The organism is Peribacillus sp. YIM B13472, assembly GCF_042788005.1.
Taxonomy (GTDB): domain Bacteria; phylum Bacillota; class Bacilli; order Bacillales; family DSM-1321; genus Peribacillus; species Peribacillus simplex_E.
This window is the reverse complement of the sequence record NZ_JBHZPG010000047.1, coordinates 1-14131: the sequence shown is the minus strand read 5'-3', so window position 1 is coordinate 14131 and position 14131 is coordinate 1. Positions and strand designations below refer to the sequence as shown.

17 protein-coding genes and 11 tRNA genes are annotated in these 14131 nt (G+C 40.7%); 26 read left to right on the top strand and 2 right to left on the bottom strand.

All coding sequences use genetic code 11. The features are described from left to right. Positions 1-2: 2 nt before the first annotated feature. Entirely contained in the window at positions 3-593 is a 591-nt protein-coding gene (locus tag ACFX4I_RS24040; RefSeq protein ID WP_230302699.1) for a rhomboid family intramembrane serine protease, read from the bottom strand. A 108-nt stretch (positions 594-701) separates the two neighbouring features. Between ACFX4I_RS24040 and acpS the strand changes: the two genes are divergently transcribed. The 14 genes from acpS (at position 702) to ACFX4I_RS23970 (ending at position 12045) form a co-directional block, all read left to right on the top strand. Next, positions 702-1052: a holo-ACP synthase gene (gene acpS, locus ACFX4I_RS24035; protein ID WP_377423546.1), complete on the top strand. Its 351-nt coding sequence runs from the start codon at positions 702-704 to the stop codon at positions 1050-1052. Between the two features lie 244 nt (positions 1053-1296). After that, positions 1297-2301 (top strand): LolA family protein, encoded by a 1005-nt coding sequence (locus ACFX4I_RS24030; protein WP_230302698.1) that lies wholly within the window; start codon positions 1297-1299, stop codon positions 2299-2301. Between the two features lie 222 nt (positions 2302-2523). Next, positions 2524-3708: an alanine racemase gene (gene alr / locus ACFX4I_RS24025; RefSeq protein ID WP_230302697.1), complete on the top strand. Its 1185-nt coding sequence runs from the start codon at positions 2524-2526 to the stop codon at positions 3706-3708. Positions 3709-3868: 160 nt separating this feature from the next. Beyond that, positions 3869-4150 carry a CopG family ribbon-helix-helix protein gene (locus tag ACFX4I_RS24020; RefSeq protein WP_034306380.1) on the top strand — a complete coding sequence of 94 codons (282 nt, stop codon included), beginning with the start codon at positions 3869-3871 and terminating at the stop codon, positions 4148-4150. Positions 4151-4157: 7 nt separating this feature from the next. Next, positions 4158-4508, top strand: coding sequence for a type II toxin-antitoxin system PemK/MazF family toxin (locus ACFX4I_RS24015; RefSeq protein ID WP_034306610.1), 351 nt, complete (start codon positions 4158-4160; stop codon positions 4506-4508). A gap of 413 nt (positions 4509-4921) precedes the next feature. Further along, positions 4922-5749: an RsbT co-antagonist protein RsbRA gene (locus ACFX4I_RS24010; RefSeq protein ID WP_230302696.1), complete on the top strand. Its 828-nt coding sequence runs from the start codon at positions 4922-4924 to the stop codon at positions 5747-5749. A 2-nt stretch (positions 5750-5751) separates the two neighbouring features. Next, entirely contained in the window at positions 5752-6108 is a 357-nt protein-coding gene (locus tag ACFX4I_RS24005; RefSeq protein ID WP_230302695.1) for an STAS domain-containing protein, read from the top strand. A 3-nt stretch (positions 6109-6111) separates the two neighbouring features. Further along, entirely contained in the window at positions 6112-6513 is a 402-nt protein-coding gene (locus tag ACFX4I_RS24000; protein ID WP_214774177.1) for an anti-sigma regulatory factor, read from the top strand. A 9-nt stretch (positions 6514-6522) separates the two neighbouring features. Then, entirely contained in the window at positions 6523-7533 is a 1011-nt protein-coding gene (locus tag ACFX4I_RS23995) for a PP2C family protein-serine/threonine phosphatase (RefSeq protein WP_230302694.1), read from the top strand. Between the two features lie 59 nt (positions 7534-7592). Beyond that, positions 7593-7925: an anti-sigma factor antagonist gene (locus tag ACFX4I_RS23990; protein WP_098372176.1), complete on the top strand. Its 333-nt coding sequence runs from the start codon at positions 7593-7595 to the stop codon at positions 7923-7925. After that, a complete protein-coding gene (rsbW, locus tag ACFX4I_RS23985; RefSeq protein ID WP_098372177.1) occupies positions 7922-8395 on the top strand; it encodes an anti-sigma B factor RsbW in 474 nt (157 codons plus the stop codon). The genes ACFX4I_RS23990 and rsbW overlap by 4 nt, the downstream gene beginning before the upstream one ends. Further along, the gene (sigB, locus tag ACFX4I_RS23980) at positions 8373-9161 is read left to right on the top strand and encodes an RNA polymerase sigma factor SigB (protein WP_230302693.1); all 789 of its coding nucleotides are present in this window, start codon (positions 8373-8375) and stop codon (positions 9159-9161) included. The genes rsbW and sigB overlap by 23 nt, the downstream gene beginning before the upstream one ends. Continuing rightward, the gene (locus tag ACFX4I_RS23975; RefSeq protein ID WP_230302692.1) at positions 9158-9769 is read left to right on the top strand and encodes a PP2C family serine/threonine-protein phosphatase; all 612 of its coding nucleotides are present in this window, start codon (positions 9158-9160) and stop codon (positions 9767-9769) included. The genes sigB and ACFX4I_RS23975 overlap by 4 nt, the downstream gene beginning before the upstream one ends. A 92-nt stretch (positions 9770-9861) precedes the next feature. Beyond that, entirely contained in the window at positions 9862-12045 is a 2184-nt protein-coding gene (locus ACFX4I_RS23970) for a Tex family protein (protein ID WP_377423539.1), read from the top strand. A 75-nt stretch (positions 12046-12120) separates the two neighbouring features. On the opposite strand, the gene cmpA is transcribed toward ACFX4I_RS23970, so the two are convergent. Continuing rightward, positions 12121-12240 carry a cortex morphogenetic protein CmpA gene (gene cmpA / locus ACFX4I_RS23965; protein WP_098372179.1) on the bottom strand — a complete coding sequence of 40 codons (120 nt, stop codon included), beginning with the start codon at positions 12238-12240 and terminating at the stop codon, positions 12121-12123. An 83-nt stretch (positions 12241-12323) separates the two neighbouring features. Between cmpA and ACFX4I_RS23960 the strand changes: the two genes are divergently transcribed. The 12 genes from ACFX4I_RS23960 (at position 12324) to ACFX4I_RS23905 (ending at position 14052) form a co-directional block, all read left to right on the top strand. Beyond that, on the top strand, positions 12324-12788 hold the full coding sequence (locus ACFX4I_RS23960) for a SprT family protein (protein WP_377423536.1): 465 nt from the start codon (positions 12324-12326) through the stop codon (positions 12786-12788). A gap of 146 nt (positions 12789-12934) precedes the next feature. After that, positions 12935-13009 (top strand) — tRNA-Asn (locus ACFX4I_RS23955). Between the two features lie 6 nt (positions 13010-13015). Then, positions 13016-13106: transfer RNA gene (locus ACFX4I_RS23950), tRNA-Ser, on the top strand. 17 nt (positions 13107-13123) lie between these two features. Beyond that, positions 13124-13195, top strand: a tRNA-Glu gene (locus ACFX4I_RS23945). A 25-nt stretch (positions 13196-13220) separates the two neighbouring features. After that, a tRNA-Asp gene (locus tag ACFX4I_RS23940) sits at positions 13221-13296 on the top strand. Between the two features lie 78 nt (positions 13297-13374). Next, positions 13375-13449 (top strand) — tRNA-Gln (locus ACFX4I_RS23935). 9 nt (positions 13450-13458) lie between these two features. Then, positions 13459-13534 (top strand) — tRNA-Lys (locus ACFX4I_RS23930). A 9-nt stretch (positions 13535-13543) separates the two neighbouring features. Continuing rightward, positions 13544-13625: transfer RNA gene (locus ACFX4I_RS23925), tRNA-Leu, on the top strand. A 59-nt stretch (positions 13626-13684) separates the two neighbouring features. Next, positions 13685-13770: transfer RNA gene (locus ACFX4I_RS23920), tRNA-Leu, on the top strand. An 18-nt stretch (positions 13771-13788) separates the two neighbouring features. Then, positions 13789-13865 (top strand) — tRNA-Arg (locus ACFX4I_RS23915). Between the two features lie 7 nt (positions 13866-13872). Continuing rightward, positions 13873-13949, top strand: a tRNA-Pro gene (locus ACFX4I_RS23910). Between the two features lie 29 nt (positions 13950-13978). Then, positions 13979-14052 (top strand) — tRNA-Gly (locus ACFX4I_RS23905). Positions 14053-14131: the final 79 nt, after the last annotated feature.

The following is a 14131-nucleotide window of genomic DNA, read 5'->3' as shown; positions in this document are numbered from 1 at the left end:
TCCTACCACTTTTTTCTTAAGTATAATGGAGCTGTTAAAAAGCCGGTTGCCAGTCCAGCCAAATGACCGACAACGTTGATCTGTGGTTGAATGAAAGTCATGATAATGGCAATTCCGGTCAGTGTATATACTGTATTTCTTTCGTTGTTCGTAAAATTGGTTTTATTGAACAGGACGAGATATAGAAAGAATCCGAGTAAACCAAAAATTGCTCCGCTAGCACCTACGTGGTTATATGTCAGTGGGTTAATTAGGAAGGTTGCGATATTGGCAAGGAGCCCTGTCGATAAAAAGAAGATTGTAAACTTGGCGGTGCCAAGTAATTTCTCTAGGAATGGACCAAAGATGGCAAGGGAGAATCCATTGAACAGTAAATGTGTAAACGTGCTATGTAGAAAGATGGGGGTGATTAAACGCCACCATTGTCCATCAGCGATGTATAAGTTAACACCTGTGCCATAATAAAAGAGTACATTGCCGGGAAATGTGGGGAAAAGGACGAGAACGAATACAATCATCATAATGAGTATAAGCACAGTTACAGCTCGATATGAATTTGCGTATTCGCGGAAGCCTTCTGTTCTTGTAAACATAAATTCCTCCTTATTATCGTTTTTAATTAGATACAATATTATCATTTTCAGGTAAAAGAGTTCTCCTAATAATATGCAACCTATCAAATGAATAGAAGAGGTGTCAAAGTGATTAAAGGTATAGGCGTGGACATTACTGAGTTGGATAGAATGGAAACATTGATTAATCGGCAACCCCGTTTAAAGGAGCGTATATTAACAGAAAGTGAAATCTTGATTTTCGAAAAGTTAAATGGAAGAAGGAAGGTCGAGTATTTTGCTGGGCGTTTTGCGGCAAAGGAGGCTTTTTCAAAAGCGAACGGTACAGGAATCGGAAAGCACCTATCCTTTTTGGATATTGAAATCATCTCGGATGATAACGGAAAGCCGGTGATTTCGAAGCCGTTTTCTGAAGGGGTCCATCTTTCGATTAGCCACAGCAGGGATTATGCGGTTGCGCAAGTCGTAATTGAAGGGTGAATGGAGTTTTGTCCAATCGGGTCATAAACCTTAAGGTTGTCTCATATACATTTAGTGCTATAGGGAGACAAGGCCCGGTAAAAGGTACATGGCAGAGTAGGTGCTCTCGAAAAGTTTTTAGCCGGATCTTGGAATTGATCCGTGTCTAAAATACTGAGGAATCTAAGACATCAGTCGAGCTAATGTCCGGATCCTGCCTTTTCCTCTCCCTTTTACGTTCAAATGACAAAAAGGGGTTGAAAAGATGAAGAAGATAGTAATGCTTTTTGCAGGGATCATGCTCTTGCTTGCTCTTTCTGCTTGCGGCCAAAAATCACAGAGTGACGTAGTGAGTGAATTGAATGAGAAGCTTGGCGAAATGAAAGGATATAAAGCTAATGCGAAGATGACATTAAAGATGGGGACGGAACCTCAAGTGTATAATGTGGAGATTTGGCATAAGGACCCCTCCTTTTACCGCGTGAATCTGAAAAATGAAGAGAAGGATCAAAGCCAGATGATATTGAAAAATGATGATGGTGTATATGTTTTGACGCCAGCTTTGAATAAAAGTTTTAAATTTCAAAGCGAGTGGCCGGAAAACAGCAGTCAGGCCTATTTGTTCGAGTCGCTGGTGAAAGACATTACGGAAGATAAAAGTGCGACATATAAAGAAACGGATAAACATTATGTCTTTGAAACGAAAACACGCTACCAAAACAATAAAATGTTGCCATATCAAGAGATTACTATAAACAAAAAGGATTTATCTCCAGTCAGTGTAAAAGTCATGGACCCCGATAAGACTGCATTAGTTCTTGTTGAATTCTCAAAAGTCAAATTCGATACGACTTTTGATAAAGATTCATTTGATATGAAGAAAAACATGACAAGTGCACAACTTGAAGCGCCTGTTATGGCAGAAGTCCAAAATGAGGGGTTTGCGGTGAAATACCCTGAAAATATTGGTGATATGAATTTAACGGAAGAAAAAGAAATTAAGACGGAAAAGGGAGAACGTGTCGTTTTGACCTATGAGGGTACAAAAAGTTTTACATTGGTTCAGGAAAAAGCTGAGGTAGTTCAAACATCCGTTTCGACGAATGTGAATGGAGAACCGGTTGATTTGGGTTATACTGTCGGAGCCATGACAGGAAATACGATTGCATGGACTTTTGAAGGTGTCGATTATATGCTTGCATCAAAGGATTTGACACAGGTAGAAATGATAGAAGTCGCCCGTTCGGTTGGGGAAGATCCAGTCAAATAGGATTACATAACAAGCTGATGTTTCCCGTCTCCTTATGAAGGTTTCTTCTAGGTAGGATAGGCGGGGAAGCAGCTTGTTGACATTTTTAATCCTTCCATTTGATTTAGGCTGGCAGCTGGGTAACTTAGAATCAAGGTGAAAAAGCACTTTATATTTCTAGCGGTTGGTTATAGAATGGTCCTATAATGAAACGAAAACTTCGCTACTGGGAAGAATCTTATTGTGAGTGTAGGAAAGAAGGAAAAGGTCTTGGAAACGAAAACATTTCATCGAGATACATGGGCAGAAGTAAATTTGGATAATATTTTTGAAAATATTTCTTCAATGAAAAAAAGTTTAAGAAAAGATGTTAGTCTTTTCGCTGTCGTTAAAGCGAATGCTTATGGACACGGGGACTATGAAGTGGCTAAAACGGCGCTTGAAGCGGGGGCAGATTTTTTAAGTGTCGCTTTTTTGGATGAAGCTCTCGCCTTGAGGAAAAAGGGAATATTGGCTCCGGTTCTTGTACTTGGGGCATCGAGGCCAGAAAGTGCAGCGCTTGCTGCCGAGTATGGAATTTCTTTGACGGTTTTCGATGTAGCATGGTTGGAGAAGGCAAAGGATTTGTTGAAACCGGGACAAGTTTTGCAAATCCATGTAAAAGTGGATAGCGGCATGGGGAGAATCGGCATTCGAGATAAAGGCCAACTCATGAAAGTGGAAAGTTTGCTTGAGAGGGAAGCTTGTTTCAATTTCCAAGGGATATTCACTCATTTCGCGACGGCGGATGAAATAAAGACCGACTTTTATGAAACGCAGCTTGCTTTCTTTAAAGGTATGCTTTCCGAATTGACTAGAAAGCCAGAATATGTTCATGCAGCCAATAGTGCAGCTTCTTTAAGGTTCACCGATCCTGAATGGAATGCAATAAGAATGGGGATTTCCATGTATGGTTTGAGCCCTTCCGTGGAAATGAAGCCGATATTGCCATTTCCATTAAAACAGGCTATATCATTGAGAACGAAGATGGTCGCGGTTAAACAGCTTGCCAAGGGTGAAAGCGTTAGTTATGGGGCGACTTATACGGCTGAAGGTGATGAATGGATTGGTACTTTGCCAATCGGTTATGCTGACGGCTGGATACGTAAGCTGCAAGGTCAGGAAGTACTTGTGGATGGAAAAAGAGTACCCATAGTCGGAAGGATTTGCATGGATCAATGCATGATCAAGCTGACTGGACCATACCCTGTAGGAACAGAGGTTACATTAATGGGAAATGATGGGGATGATTCGATTGCTGTCGATGAAATAGCGGCAAAACTGGAGACGATCAACTATGAGGTAACATGTATGATAGGAGCAAGAGTGCCCCGCATATATATTAAAGACAATCAGATGAATCATGTGCGCAACTTCATTTTGGAATGACCGGATTGTAAAAAAATCCTAAGATTGTGAATAAGATTTCCTTTATTATGCTGATAATAAGATTTAGAATAGAATATACTCTTTGCATATAGGCAATTTAATGGTAATATTGAAAAGGATATATAATAAAGGTGTGTAGTGATGGTGGAGGTGTATGTTTGTGTCTGAATCCAGCGCAACAAGAGAGATATTAATTCGATTACCTCAAAATTTTTTAACAGAGTTAGATGGGTATGCGAGTGAGGAAAATGTGAATCGCAGTGAATTTATTTATCGTGCCACAAAAATGTATCTTCGCGAACGTAAAAAGAAAGAGTTTCGTGAATCGATGAAACGCGGTTATATTGAAATGGCGGCCATTAATTTAACGATTGCTTCTGAAGCCTTCCAGGCTGAATTCGAGGCTGGTCATTGCGTTGAACGATTAGTTAGCGGAGGCTGAGCCATTGATTGTTGTTAAGCGTGGTGACGTATACTTCGCAGACCTTTCCCCGGTGGTTGGTTCAGAGCAGGGTGGGACCCGTCCGGTACTAATTTTACAAAACGATATTGGTAATCGCTTTAGTCCGACTGTGATCGTGGCAGCCATTACAGCTCAAATTCAAAAAGCGAAATTGCCTACACATGTTGAGATTAATGCAAAAAAGTACGGATTCGAGCGAGATTCCGTCATTTTATTAGAACAGATCCGGACAATTGATAAGCAGCGTTTAACTGATAAAATTACGCATCTTGACGAACCGATGATGCAAAAAGTCAATGAAGCTTTGCAAATTAGTTTAGGCCTCATTGAGTTTTAAAGAAAATTTTTCCCGTTAAACCGGGCGTTATTATAATACAAATCATTCTTGATGCTATTTAGATGGCACGATTCCTGCAACTGTGGGAATCGTGTTTTTTTTGTGAAATAACATGAACACATGTCCAAAAAGTATCAGCAGGAAATATGAAAAAATTGACGAATAAAAACATTATACAGTTAAATATTGAATAGAACGTTCATTGTTTTTGTAGTATCTCCCTAACTTTTCTTTAATTGATGTTTTTCTTACCTGAATTTAGGGTATGTAGTTATGTTGTAAATACTTAAAAAAAGCAAGAGTGAAGTGTGGAAACTCGAAGAAAATCCAAATGGGAATAAGATTACAGTTAGTTAACATCCATGTGACGAGGACAGGGAAACATAGCAATTGTGTTAGAATGGGAGGATATTATGAATCAATTGGTTTACGATTTTATTAAGCAAAATCAAGATTACATCCTTACTGAGTGGATGGGCATCATGAAGGAAAGTACGGACGAAAGATTAATTAAAGTCGTCTCAGATCGAATGTTCACGCAAACGAGCAGTGAATTTATAGATATGATCATCACGAACGTTGATAGTAAAAACAAGGAATTCACATTGAAGCTTTCTGATTTTGCCGAGAAAGTCGTCCAATTGGGATGGCCTCTTACTTTCGTCAATGAAGGACTTCATAAATTCACTTTAATTGTCATTAATGGAATGGTGGAAAAGGGTCTGGTTACTCCTGATAATCAAGTCAATCTTGTTAACCATTTGGATAAATGGGCCACACCGATAAATAATGAAATAGTCAATATATATACTCAAACTTGGGAAAGAACGGTTTCCATGCAAAAAATAGCGTTGCAAGAACTTTCGGCTCCGCTCATTCCTGTATTGGAAGGCATTACGGTAATGCCGCTGGTTGGTACGATTGATACGGAACGTGCCAAACAGATAATGGAAAACCTGTTGACTGGCGTGGTTAAGCATAGATCTGAAGTTGTTCTTATCGATATAACGGGCGTGCCGGTCGTGGATACCATGGTTGCCCATCATATCATTCAAGCTGCGGAAGCGGTCCGATTGGTGGGCACCAAATGTATACTTTGCGGCATCCGCCCTGAAATAGCCCAAACCATAGTTAATCTTGGAATTAATTTAAATGAAGTGATTACAAAAAATACGTTAAAAAAAGGGATAGAAGTTGCGTTGGAATTAACGAGCCGTAAGATCGTAAAGGTGGAGGGATAAGTATGAGGATTCCGATATTAAAGCTTTATGACTGCTTGTTAGTCTCTATACAGTGGGAATTGGATGATATGACAGCCCTTCAATTTCAAGAGGATTTACTGCATAAGATTCATGAAACAAGCGCGAATGGGGTTGTTATAGATATTACCTCAATAGATTTTATTGATTCTTTTATCGCGAAGGTATTAGGCGATGTCTTTAGCATGTCTAAGCTTATGGGGGCCAAAGTTGTAATTACGGGGATCCAGCCTGCTGTTGCAATAACATTAATTGAACTGGGAATTAGTCTCGAAGATGTTCTGACAGCATTAGACTTAGAGAAAGGCCTGGAGAAATTACAACAGGAATTGGGGGATTAAAGAATGGAGTTCCAATCCTGCGTAAAAATCATAAATGAATGGGACATCGTAGCTGCAAGGCAGCTCGGAAGAAATGTCGCTAAAGAGTTGGGTTTCGGTATTGTAGACCAGGCAAGGATCACAACGGCCATTAGCGAATTGGCCCGAAACATATACCTATATGCTGGACAAGGCAGTGTTAGCATAGAAAAGCTAAATATAAATGGGAAGTCAGGATTGAAAATCATTGCAGAGGACCAAGGGCCGGGAATTGAGGATATCCGCCGAGTCATGGAAGATGGGTATACCACCTCGGGGGGGCTGGGCGCAGGCCTTCCTGGAGCCAAACGTTTAATGGATGACTTTGATATCGAATCGATACCAGGTGAAGGGACTAAGATTATCGCTACGAAATGGCTCCGTTAGGAGGGGACTATGGATATAAGGGAGAACATGGAGAAAAAGTATCATGAGGCGCTTTCTACTTATCTTAAAGACCAAAATGAGCAGGCACTCTACCAAGGGCAAAAGATTAGCCGCCTACATATCAAATACAATATATCTCCAGAAGAAATCATCAGTATGCATAAAAATAACTTGATGGACCTTTACCCGGAATTGCCGGGAAAAGTATTGGATTCTTTCGATTTTCTGCTAGAAGTCATGATGGGCTACGGCATTGCATACCGTGAACATCAAAGCCTTAGACATCAGCAGCAGGAACTGAAAACGGAAATCGAGATAGCGGCAAACGTTCAACATACTCTTTTGGAAACGGAAATTCCTGATATCAAAGCTCTGGAAATTGGAGCGATCAGTGTTCCGGCGAGGCAGATGAACGGGGATTACTATCACTTCGTCCAAGATGAAAATGAGCGGATAGGGGTAGGGATAGCCGATGTCATTGGAAAAGGGATTCCTGCTGCATTGTGCATGTCGATGATCAAATATGCGATGGACAGTCTTCCAGAGCATCGTCATGAACCGAAAAGTGTGCTTGAGAGTTTGAACCGTGTTGTGGAGCATAATGTGGATCCAAGCATGTTCATAACCATGTTCTATGGCTTATATGATCCGCATGACAGGCAATTTTCCTATGCTTCAGCCGGACATGAACCTGGTTTTTACTATGACGCCGCAACGGGTACTTTTAGCGATTTGGATGCAAAGGGCTTGTTGCTTGGAGTTGATAAAAAAACAAGGTATCGCCAATATGAAAAAACGGTGAATCATGGAGACATGATCATTTTATTATCTGACGGAGTTACGGAGTGCCGGACGAATGATGGGTTCATAGAAAGGGAAACACTTATTGGTTTCATTAAAAAGAATATGCATTTGCAAGCCCAGGAAATGGTGAATAATATATATAAACAATTGGAGAAAATGCAGAACTTCCAACTGAGGGATGATTTTACATTAATAATTTTAAAATCAAATGTTTAGTATTTTTTCTGCTGGGTATAGATATAGGAATGAAGAGGATTTGAAGAGGTGGGTCATTGATGAATATAACTGTAGATGTTAATGAATTGAATTCTGAATTTATTGTAAAACTGAAAGGTGAAATCGATGCATATACTGCACCGAAATTAAGAGAATCACTATTCCCGATTTCGGAGCAGGATAATGTTTCGATTACTATTGATTTAACTGAAGTTTCTTATATGGATAGTACGGGACTTGGGGTGTTTGTCGGTGCTTTTAAAAGCGTAAGGGCACATAATGGCGAATTCACTTTAGTTGGCTTATCAGAAAGATTACGACGTTTATTTGATATAACAGGTCTTGCAGATATCATTGATATAAAAAGTGGTACAGAGGGTGGGTTAGAATGAGCCAAGTATATGATTACATCGAAATGAAAATACCTGCAAAACCAGAATTCATCGGTGTCATTCGTTTAACGCTTTCTGGGATAGGAAGCCGGATGGGATTTGCGTATGATGAAATTGAGGATTTGAAAATCGCTACAAGTGAAGCTTGTACAAATGCGGTACAGCATGCATATAAAGATTCTGAAAAAGGTGAAGTGAAAGTAAGTTTCGGCCTTTATCCTGACCGCTTGGAGGTCATGGTTTCTGATAGTGGTAAGAGCTGTAATTTCGAAGAGGTTCGTCAAGGAATCGGTCCATACGAAAATGGACAAAAAGTCGAACTTTTGAGAGAAGGAGGCTTGGGTCTTTACCTTATTGAAACTCTGATGGATGATGTGAAAATCCATCAGCATGATGGGGTTACAGTATTTATGACTAAGTTTTTAGAAGGAGAGCAGGTGGAGATGGATGCAAAAACAGTCTCAACCTAACCAGGCACAAAGAGAACAGGTAAATGAATGGATTAGAGCTTACCAGCAGAATCAAGATGAGGAAGCACAGAGCAATCTAGTCATCCATTATAAAAGTTTGGTTGAAACAATCTCCCGTAAATATGCGAAAGGGAAACCATTTCAGGAGGATATCTCTCAAGTTGGCATGATTGGTTTGTTAGGTGCCATTCGACGATATGATGAATCTTTTGGTAAGAGCTTTGAGGCATTTGCTGTCCCTACTATAATCGGCGAAATCAAAAGGTTTCTGCGTGACAAAACATGGAGTGTCCATGTGCCAAGGAGAATTAAGGAACTTGGTCCGAAAATTAGGGTGACTGTCGAGGAATTAACTACAACTCTGCATCGTTCACCAAGAATCGATGAAATAGCCGATAGTATAGGCGTGACTGAAGAAGAAGTTTTAGAGGCGATGGAAATGGGAAAAAGCTATCAAGCTTTATCCGTGGATCATTCTATTGAGGCGGATTCTGATGGCGGTACTGTCACATTGCTTGATATATTCGGGAATGTCGATGAAGGTTTTGAAAGGGTCAATCAGAGACTTGTACTTGAAAAGGTGCTGCATGTGCTAAGTGACCGTGAAAAGATGATCATTCAACATACTTATTTAGAGAATTTAAGTCAGAAAGAAGCGGGCGATAAACTTGGGATTTCCCAAATGCATGTGTCAAGGCTCCAACGCCGCGCGATCAAGAAACTTCAAGAAGCCATTAATGCTGAAAACTCGGAGTTAATTCAGTGATCAAAGATATTCTGAGGGGAGAAAAAATAGAAGTCCTTGTCTCTCAATCGTCTAAAAACGGGATGGTTTATTGTGGTGATGATTACTTTTTTCTTCATACGAAAGAATACTTTGTCTGTGTACTGGCAGATGGTCTGGGCAGCGGGAAAAATGCTTACGATTCCTCCCATGCCGTCATCGAGGAAGTTAAACGTAATCATGAGTTGGATGTCGAATCACTAATGGCAGTGTGCAATCAAGTTTTAATCGATAAGCGGGGAGCAGCCGTTTCCATTTTGAAGATATTTTATGACAAGAATGAATTTGTTTACAGTTCAGTTGGTAACATCCGCTTTTTCCTGTATAATCCAAGTGACGATAAACTCGTTTACCCTTTACCTGTTACAGGGTATTTATCAGGAAGGAAACAAATATACAGGACGCAAAGATACAAATATGAACCAAACGCAAAATTCATTCTTCATTCCGATGGTTTAGATCTTAAGGGAGCTAAAACTTTTTTGAAAAGGCTGGTCCCTATCGATAAGAACGCCCAATGCATCTTAAAAAGCAGTCCATTAACTGCAGATGATACAACTTTCATTTTAGGAAGCTTACTTTCGCCGTAGTTCGGAAGTGAGCTTTTTTGTATGGAATTCGCAACTTCATCGCTCATTTGCTAGACTAAACATATTAGATCAAAACGTTGGAGGTAAACATAATGATCGTTGTAGAAGATACATTAAAAGAATTGATTAAACAAATATCCAATGAGCTAACTTTGAAAAATCATCAAGTCCAAAACGTCATACAGATGCTTCAAGAGGGTAATACTGTTCCCTTTATTGCGCGGTATAGAAAAGAAATGACGGGTTCACTTGATGAAGTGCAGATTCGTTCCATTATGGAAAGATGGAACTATCTAGAAAACCTTGGCCAGAGGAAAGCGGAAGTTACGCGTTCGATTGGTGAACAGGGGAAATTGACGGAAGAATTAACAAGACAAATCGAGAAAGCAACAAAACTGCAGGAAGTCGAGGATTTATACAGGCCATTCAAACAAAAAAGGAGAACGAAAGCAACAGTCGCTAAAGAAAAGGGTCTTGAACCATTGGCTAATTGGCTTTTGGAATGTCAAATGCATGCTCGGGTTAGCGAAAAAGCTGCAGAATTCATATCGGCAGAAAAAGAAGTTTCTTCTATTGAAGAGGCTATTACGGGAGCGCAGGATATCATAGCTGAACATATTTCCGATGATGCAGAATTAAGGAAGTGGATAAGGGCTGAAATTTTCAAAGCTGGAAAAGTGGTTTCAACTGTGAAAAATGAAGAGAAGGACGAGAAAAAAATCTTCGAGATGTACTATGAATATGAGGAGCCGGTTCAAAGAATCGTACCACATCGGGTGTTGGCGCTGAATAGAGGTGAAAAGGAGGGGGTTTTACGAATCTCCATTCATCCCCGGACTGAAGTCATCATTGGTCATCTGGAACGGAAAATCATTAAAAATAACAAATCTGAAGCCCAAGTTGTTCTTAAATCTGCGATTGAGGATGGACTCAAGCGCTTGATCATGCCTTCTGTAGAACGGGAAATCAGAAAAGAGCTGACGGAAAAAGCTGAGGATCAAGCTATCCATATTTTCTCTGAAAACCTCCGGAACCTGCTCTTGCAGCCCCCGCTTAAAGGGAAAATGGTCCTAGCCTTAGATCCGGCATATCGGACTGGGTGTAAGTTGGCTGTCATCGATGAAACCGGAAAGGTACTCGATATCAGTGTAATCTATCCGCATCCTCCTGCTGCGAAGCTTAATGCTGCCCGTGAAAAAACGATCGAAATACTTCAGCGGTTCTCGGTTGAGATCGTGGCAATCGGCAATGGTACGGCATCACGTGAATCAGAGCAATTCATCGCAGATATTATAAAAGAAGTGAAAGGGAATATTTCATATATAATTGTTAATGAAGCGGGAGCCAGTGTGTATTCAGCCTCGGATATAGCCCGTGAAGAGTTTCCGGATCTTCAAGTAGAACAGAGAAGCGCAGTTTCGATAGGCAGAAGGCTTCAAGATCCCCTTGCTGAACTTGTTAAAATTGACCCCCAATCCGTGGGGGTAGGTCAGTATCAACATGATGTGTCCCAAAAAAAGTTAACTGAATCCCTCACCTTTGTAGTGGAAACAGCTGTTAACCAAGTGGGAGTGAATGTCAATACTGCTTCATCGTCTCTATTACAATATGTAGCTGGTTTATCAAAATCGGTTGCTCAAAATATTGTAAAGAAAAGGGAAGAGGAAGGGAAGTTTTCAAGCAGGAAGGAATTAAAGAAAATTCCCCGGCTTGGTGCTAAAACATATGAACAATGTATAGGGTTCTTACGTATCATTAATGGAGATGAACCTTTGGATCAAACGGCGATACACCCTGAGAACTATAGTGCCGTGAATAAATTATTAAAGAAAATGGGGTTTGCATCTGAGGATTTAGGCAGTGATGCATTGAATGAAGAGTTAGGTAAACTAAATCCGGCTGATTTGGTCGATGAATTGGAAATTGGGGAAATAACGATTAAAGATATCATCGATGATTTGATGAAACCGGGAAGAGATCCTCGCGATGAATTATCAAAACCACTGCTTAAGCAGGATGTACTAAAAATGGAGGATCTGCAAACTGGGATGGAATTACAAGGTACAGTGAGGAATGTTGTGGATTTCGGTGCGTTTGTGGACATCGGTGTCAAACAGGATGGACTGGTGCATATTTCTAAACTGAGCAACCGGTTTGTAAAACACCCATTGGATGTAGTTGCCGTTGGGGATGTTGTGACGGTTTGGGTCGAACTGGTTGACCCCAAAAAGCAAAGGGTATCTTTAACGATGCTCGAGCCAAAGGATCAAAACTAGCCTATGGTAAGCTCCTTCTATAATTAGAAGGGGTTTTTTTGAAGCGATGTATTTATATTTGGAGCACAGGTGAATCTATACCCTGAGACTTTCTTTCTTTTGATAAAAAAACCAACATTGATTCAACATCTTCACTTGATAATAATCCTTTTCATAAAAGGCTTTGCGGATTTGATTCTGGAACCAATTAGGCATAGCTTTTCCTCCCTTAGTTTCCTATTGTATTATTAGTCTATGTTATAATGGGTTGTCATGTTACCAAAGAAAGGGAGGGGGAAATGGATAATCGGCAATTGCAAAAACTAGTAGAAGAAATTTCGATGAAAGACTTTAATAAGGCCTTTAGACACAAAGCCAGTTTTAATCCGCGTCTCCGAACAACAGGAGGACGATACTTGCTCCGTTCACACAATATAGAAATCAATAAGAAGTATCTTGATGAACGCGGTGTGGAAGAAATGATCGGAATCATTAAGCATGAATTGTGTCATTATCATTTGCACATCGAGAAGAAAGGGTACCAGCATCGTGATGAGGACTTTAAGCATTTACTCAAAAAAGTGGGGGCACCAAGATTTTGCGAGCCGCTGCCTTCTAACCAATTAAAGAAAAAGTTGAATACTATTCAATATAAATGTGAAGACTGTCATCATGTATATATAAGAAAAAAACGAATCGACACTACCCGTTTCGTATGTGGTAAATGTCGTGGATCATTGATTTACCAAGGGTTTAAGGAGTGAATAACAAAAATATAAAAAAACATAAAAGAACTCTTGACTTTAAGTTGTAACCTCTTTATAATCATAAGAGTCGACAAGATAACAACTTGTCTTAACGACAAACACTAAGGTCCTTGAGCGTGAAAAAGGAACCCAATTTTCATTATTCCGCAGTAGCTCAGTGGTAGAGCATTCGGCTGTTAACCGAACGGTCGTAGGTTCGAGTCCTACCTGCGGAGCCATTTTTTGGGGAAGTACTCAAGAGGCTGAAGAGGCGCCCCTGCTAAGGGTGTAGGTCGCGTAAGCGGCGCGAGGGTTCAAATCCCTCCTTCTCCGCCAGATACATATTTTATCAAGGCCCATTGGTCAAGCGGTTAAGACACCGCCCTTTCACGGCGGTAACACGGGTTCGAATCCCGTATGGGTCACTTTCTTATACATGATCATAATGCTGGTCCCGTGGTGTAGCGGTTAACATGCCTGCCTGTCACGCAGGAGATCGCGGGTTCGATTCCCGTCGGGACCGCCATATTTTTTTAAAAACACTTGCTAAAATAATATTATCGTGATATAATATTATCCTGGCTGTTAATTAGTAATTGTTTATTGGGCTATAGCCAAGCGGTAAGGCAACGGATTTTGATTCCGTCATGCGAAGGTTCGATCCCTTCTAGCCCAGCCATTTTATTTAGAGCCATTAGCTCAGTTGGTAGAGCATCTGACTTTTAATCAGAGGGTCGAAGGTTCGAATCCTTCATGGCTCACCATTTGTTTTTGCGGGTGTGGCGGAATTGGCAGACGCACCAGACTTAGGATCTGGCGCCGCAAGGCGTGGGGGTTCAAGTCCCTTCACCCGCACTGATATTTTTCTTCTTGACATCAAGTTGAAAAGGTGTTAAACTTACAAAGTCGCTTTCGCGGTCGTGGCGGAATGGCAGACGCGCTAGGTTGAGGGCCTAGTGGGGGAAACCCCGTGGAGGTTCGACTCCTCTCGGCCGCACCAATAACATCATAGAAATTAGCGCCCGTAGCTCAATTGGATAGAGCATCTGACTACGAATCAGAAGGTTGTAGGTTCGACTCCCGCCGGGCGCACCATATTTTACGGGAAGTAGCTCAGCTTGGTAGAGCACTTGGTTTGGGACCAAGGGGTCGCAGGTTCGAATCCTGTCTTCCCGACCATTCTTTCTGGAAACATTTCAAAATTAAATGCGGGTGTAGTTTAGTGGTAAAACCTCAGCCTTCCAAGCTGATGATGAGAGTTCGATTCTCTTCACCCGCTCCATTATTGCTCTTTGAAAACTGAACAAAACAAAGCGCCAACGTTAAATTTTAAGTGAGCACACACTATCAAAAAAGCAAAT

Coding starts and splice junctions, on each gene's coding strand:
- ACFX4I_RS23995 (WP_230302694.1), top strand. CDS start 6,523: ATGGATATAAGGGAGAACATGGAGAAAAAGTATCATGAGGCGCTTTCT.
- ACFX4I_RS24005 (WP_230302695.1), top strand. CDS start 5,752: ATGAGGATTCCGATATTAAAGCTTTATGACTGCTTGTTAGTCTCTATA.
- sigB (WP_230302693.1), top strand. CDS start 8,373: ATGCAAAAACAGTCTCAACCTAACCAGGCACAAAGAGAACAGGTAAAT.
- ACFX4I_RS24010 (WP_230302696.1), top strand. CDS start 4,922: ATGAATCAATTGGTTTACGATTTTATTAAGCAAAATCAAGATTACATC.
- rsbW (WP_098372177.1), top strand. CDS start 7,922: ATGAGCCAAGTATATGATTACATCGAAATGAAAATACCTGCAAAACCA.
- ACFX4I_RS24040 (WP_230302699.1), bottom strand. CDS start 593: ATGTTTACAAGAACAGAAGGCTTCCGCGAATACGCAAATTCATATCGA.
- ACFX4I_RS23990 (WP_098372176.1), top strand. CDS start 7,593: ATGAATATAACTGTAGATGTTAATGAATTGAATTCTGAATTTATTGTA.
- ACFX4I_RS24000 (WP_214774177.1), top strand. CDS start 6,112: ATGGAGTTCCAATCCTGCGTAAAAATCATAAATGAATGGGACATCGTA.
- ACFX4I_RS23960 (WP_377423536.1), top strand. CDS start 12,324: ATGGATAATCGGCAATTGCAAAAACTAGTAGAAGAAATTTCGATGAAA.
- ACFX4I_RS24030 (WP_230302698.1), top strand. CDS start 1,297: ATGAAGAAGATAGTAATGCTTTTTGCAGGGATCATGCTCTTGCTTGCT.
- ACFX4I_RS23970 (WP_377423539.1), top strand. CDS start 9,862: ATGATCGTTGTAGAAGATACATTAAAAGAATTGATTAAACAAATATCC.
- cmpA (WP_098372179.1), bottom strand. CDS start 12,240: ATGCCTAATTGGTTCCAGAATCAAATCCGCAAAGCCTTTTATGAAAAG.